This is a genomic window from Bacillus sp. AY2-1 (assembly GCF_008368965.1).
GTDB classification, from domain to species: Bacteria; Bacillota; Bacilli; order Bacillales; family Bacillaceae_G; genus Bacillus_A; species Bacillus_A thuringiensis_S.
This window is the reverse complement of sequence record NZ_QPEL01000250.1, coordinates 1-3,669: the sequence shown is the minus strand read 5'-3', so window position 1 is coordinate 3,669 and position 3,669 is coordinate 1. Positions and strand designations below refer to the sequence as shown.

Below are 3,669 nucleotides of genomic sequence, written 5' to 3'. Positions count from 1 at the left end.
ATTNNTGNNNTNGCAGAAGTCCATTACATAAAAGATTTAATACCCAAAGTATTGATAGGTTCAACAGCTCTTTTAATTGATGGTTTAGCAGATGTGTTTATTCTTGGTACAACAAAAGCAAATAAACGAAACATTGAAGAACCAGTATCGGAGGCATTAGTCAGAGGGCCACGGGTCGGTTTTACTGAAGTATTAAGTGATAATACCTCACTTTTGCGACGACATTGTGCGGATGAGAGCTTATCATTAGTAAAGCTACCAGTAGGAGAACGTGCAAAGAAAGAGTTAGTTGTCGCATTTATTAGAGATCTTGCTAGTACAGAATTGGTGGATGAAGTAAAAAACAGAATTCAGAAAATTGACATAGACAGTGTACTCGAATCTGGTTATATAGAGCAACTCATTGAAGATAATTATCTAAGTCCTTTTCCACAGATTCAAAATACAGAACGACCTGATCGTGTTATTAGTGCTTTAATGGAAGGTCGAGTAGCTATTTTGTTAGATGGAACACCATTTGTTTTAATTGCTCCAGTTACATTTAGTATGCTGCTGCAATCACCAGAAGATTATTATGAAAGGTGGCTTCCTGGTACGCTTCTCCGCTTATTACGCTTCATGACAGCTTTTGTTTCATTATTTGCTCCAGCACTGTATATTTCTTTTATTTCATTTCATCCAGGATTAATTCCCACTAAGCTCGCTATTTCTATTATCGGATCGCGAGAAGGAGTTCCTTTTCCCGCTTTAATAGAAGCGTTAATTATGGAAGTAGCTATCGAAGTTTTGCGAGAAGCAGGTTTACGTCTGCCTAAACCGATTGGACCTGCAATGGGAATTGTGGGCGGTTTAATAATTGGTCAAGCTGCTGTAGAAGCAGGAATTGTTAGTCCAATAATGGTTATCGTTGTTGCGGTAACAGCTATTTCTTCTTTTACTATTCCACAATATAGTGTAGGAATTACGTTACGCATTCTTCGTTTTGTAGCTATGTTTTGTGCTGCGATATTTGGTTTGTATGGAGTTATTCTCTTCTTTCTTTTACTTTGCAGTCATTTAGTGAAACTGAAAAGTTTTGGCGTTCCTTATACCAGTCCTGCTGTTCCATATCGATTCAGTGACTGGAAAGATTTTATGGTTCGCATGCCATTAAAAATAATGAGACGTCGACCAAAAATAATGCATACCCAAAAAAATATCCGCAAAAGGTAGCTGATGACGAAAGGAAGTGGCCTTCAGTGATTACTAAACTTAAAGACCGAATAACAACTTCACAGGCAGTTGTTATTATTGTAAATTACATACTTGGGACAGGAATTCTCACTCTGCCTAGAGCATCTGTGGAAAAAGTGAAAACACCAGATGTATGGATAAGTGTGATATTAGGTGGAATACTGGCAATGGTTTCAGGAGTAATTATGGTCAAATTAAGTCAGCAGTTTCCAGAAAAAACATTTTACCAATACAGTCAAGATATTGTAGGGAAATGGATAGGCAGGTTGCTTAGTTTTCTTATTATAGGGTATTTTCTTACAACTTCAGCATTTCAAATTCGTTCAATGGCAGAAGTAATAAGCTTTTTTTTGCTCGAAGGAACCCCCACATGGGCTATTGTTATGCCTTTTATGTGGATAGGTCTCTATTTGATTATGAGTGGTATTAATTCAATTGCACGGATGTTTGAAATAATATTTCCTATTACTGTTTTTATTTTTTTAATCATTTCCTTTATGAGCATCGGAATATTCGAGATAGATAATCTCCGTCCCGTATTAGGTTTGGGAATTAAACCAGTATTAGATGGGATAAAAACAACGTCTCTCGCATATACAGGTCCTGAAATTATGTTAATTCTTTTGGTATTTATGGAACAACGAAATAAAGCAGTAAAAGCTATTTTAGTTGGAATTTCTATTCCGTTAATCTTTTATGTAATAACTGTTGTAATGGTCATTGGTGCATTATCAATTGATGGGGTTGTAACAAGAACATGGCCGACAATTGACCTTATGCGCAGTTTTGAAATTTCTGGATTGATATTTGAACGTTTTGAATCTTTACTGCTTGTAATATGGATTATGCAAATATTTGCTACCTATACGATTAGTTATTATGCAGCTGCATTAGGATTAGCGCAACTCTTTAAAAAGAGTATTCATCCGTTTATTTTTGCTTTGATTCCAATCATTTACATCATTGCTATGACTTCGAAAAATATAAATGACTTGCTTAAATTGGGGGATATGCTCGGTAATGCTGCTTTATTTTTATTTGGTTTACTGCCACTGCTTCTTCTTATTATTACGCGATTAAAAGGAGGAGTAGTGTGAAAAATAAATTTAATTATATGCGGTTCTATTTTGCTTTGTTATGGACGCTTTTGCTTCTATTTTTAACAGGATGTTGGAGCAGTAAAGAAGTAGAAGAGTTGAGTTTAACTGCAGGTATAGCACTAGATAAAGGGAAGAATTCAACAATTGAGAAAGAAGATGAGGAAGGAGGTTATCCTAAAAGAAATCTTATAACAGCTACTTATCAAATTGTTAGTTCGCAAGCACAAAGTAAAGGAAATGGACAACAAAAACGTTATATTAATGTTTCTGAGACAGGTGATTCCATTCATCAAATTGTTCGTGAGTTTTCATTGAAAAGAGAGAGCACAATGTTCAGCCCACATTTAAAAAACATTGTTATTAGTGATAGTCTTGTACGTACATACAGTTTAGAACAATTACTTGAACAGTATCTCCGTGACAATGAAGTTCGGCTTAGCTGTATGCTCTTAATTAGCAAGGGGCTAGCGAAGGAGGTACTGGAATCAAACAAAAAAGGAGAAATTCCAGCATTTCGTTTGTCTGGAATTGCAGATAATAGAAATAGAACAACAAGGATTTTACCTCCTGTATCGCTCGCTAAATTGGAAGGAAAGATGCGGTCAGGGTCCAGTTTTCTTTTGCAAAATGTAATCTCGATAAAAGGGGAAACAAAATTTGCAGGAGCTGCTGTAATTAAAGGGAAGACAAAAAAGTTGATGGGCTTTTTAAATGAACAGGAATTGGAAGGAGTAGTATGGATAAACGGAAAAAGGAATGGTGGTGTGGTAAAAACTTTTGATAAAGAATCAAAGAAACTCATTATATACGAAATAAAGTCAATAAAAAGCAAAATCATACCACATGTTAACGGAAATAATATTTCCTTTGATGTAAACATTGAATCAGAAGGGCGTTTGTCTGAAAATTGGATGCAATCAGGAAAAGATTTTGAAAATGAATTTTTAAAAAAGGAAGAAAAAGCTATTGAAAAAGAAGTAAAGCACTTAGTACATCATGTTACAAAAAAATACAAAAAGAATATCAAGTCGATATTGCGGGTTTTGGCAACCAATTAAGAATTAAACACCCGAGAACATGGGAGAAAGTCAAAAAAGATTGGGATCAAACATTTAGTAAAGTACCGATTAAATATCATATAAATGTAACTATACAAGATTATGGAGCGTCAAGTTTAAAACGATGAGATACCTTAATTGAAATTATATTTGAATCAAAACAAAAAGTTATAAAAGTTTTAATTTGAAAATTTTTGTAACTTTTTGTTTTTTTATGTCCTTCTTATTATAGATTAAAGAAATGATTTTATCCCGCTATTTGCCGGGCAGTAAGACTC

Annotated in this window: 2 protein-coding genes and 1 pseudogene; all 3 read left to right on the top strand. The window is 34.5% G+C overall.

The window, feature by feature from the left end; genetic code table 11:
* On the top strand, positions 1 to 1,212 hold a 1,212-nt coding region (locus DN403_RS29860), incomplete at its 5' end, for a spore germination protein (protein ID WP_149186068.1).
* A gap of 26 nt (positions 1,213 to 1,238) precedes the next feature.
* Positions 1,239 to 2,330: a spore germination protein gene (locus tag DN403_RS29855; protein ID WP_000628928.1), complete on the top strand. Its 1,092-nt coding sequence runs from the start codon at positions 1,239 to 1,241 to the stop codon at positions 2,328 to 2,330.
* Positions 2,327 to 3,519: pseudogene (locus DN403_RS29850) on the top strand (Ger(x)C family spore germination protein). Before DN403_RS29855 ends, DN403_RS29850 begins: the two are co-directional and overlap by 4 nt.
* Positions 3,520 to 3,669 lie beyond the last annotated feature (150 nt).